This window comes from Pseudoalteromonas sp. Z9A5, assembly GCF_011378875.1.
GTDB lineage: Bacteria > Pseudomonadota > Gammaproteobacteria > Enterobacterales > Alteromonadaceae > Pseudoalteromonas.
Map to the genome: position 1 here is coordinate 1 of NZ_WTLC01000124.1, position 650 is coordinate 650.

Consider the following 650-nt stretch of genomic DNA (forward strand, 5'->3'; position numbering starts at 1 on the left):
TGTTTGTCATTCAATATTCGTAACCAACAGAAGCATATTCCACTTAATATAATAGTCAGTTACTTTTAAATTAAGTGGCTTGGTCGAACTATAAGGCCATTAAACGGAACAAAAACAGTTGGCTTTTGTTCGTGCCTCACAAAGTTTAACCAACAATTTTAGTCCGCTTAGTGCGGCGTTGAGGTTGTAGAATTACTCTTTTTTAAGAAAAACAGCCAGTTTTATGGAGTTCAAATACATTACCTAATGCCTTAACAACGCTTAGAATTAATTGCAGGAGCTCGTTTTTTAATTGAATTTGGCTGTTAGAGTTATTCTACAGCCTCGTTAGGTGAATATGCGTTTAAATGAACCTTCTGATGCAAATTTTATTGAAATCATGTCTTGGTTTTCGACCGAGGAAGAATTAAGTATTTGGTCTGGACCTGGTTTTAGATATCCATTTGATTTAAGTTCTTTTAAGAGCGACTTAAAACTTGATTCACTAAAGTCATTCTCTCTAGTTTCGGTTGAAGGAGATTTATTGGCATTTGGGCAATATTATCTAAGACTTGATCATAGGTTGGATCTTAAGGAATAAAACTTGAAAACATGCTCTGAATTTGATCTGATAGTAATCGCCAAACCACTATCTATCCCAAAAGCAGAGC

At 34.8% G+C, this 650-nt stretch carries 1 protein-coding gene; it reads left to right on the forward strand.

Features of this window, described 5'->3' with window-relative positions; genetic code table 11:
* The first annotated feature begins 337 nt into the window (after positions 1–337).
* Positions 338–580, forward strand: coding sequence for a hypothetical protein (locus GQR56_RS21310; RefSeq protein WP_206018259.1), 243 nt, complete (start codon positions 338–340; stop codon positions 578–580).
* The last annotated feature ends 70 nt before the right edge of the window (positions 581–650 follow it).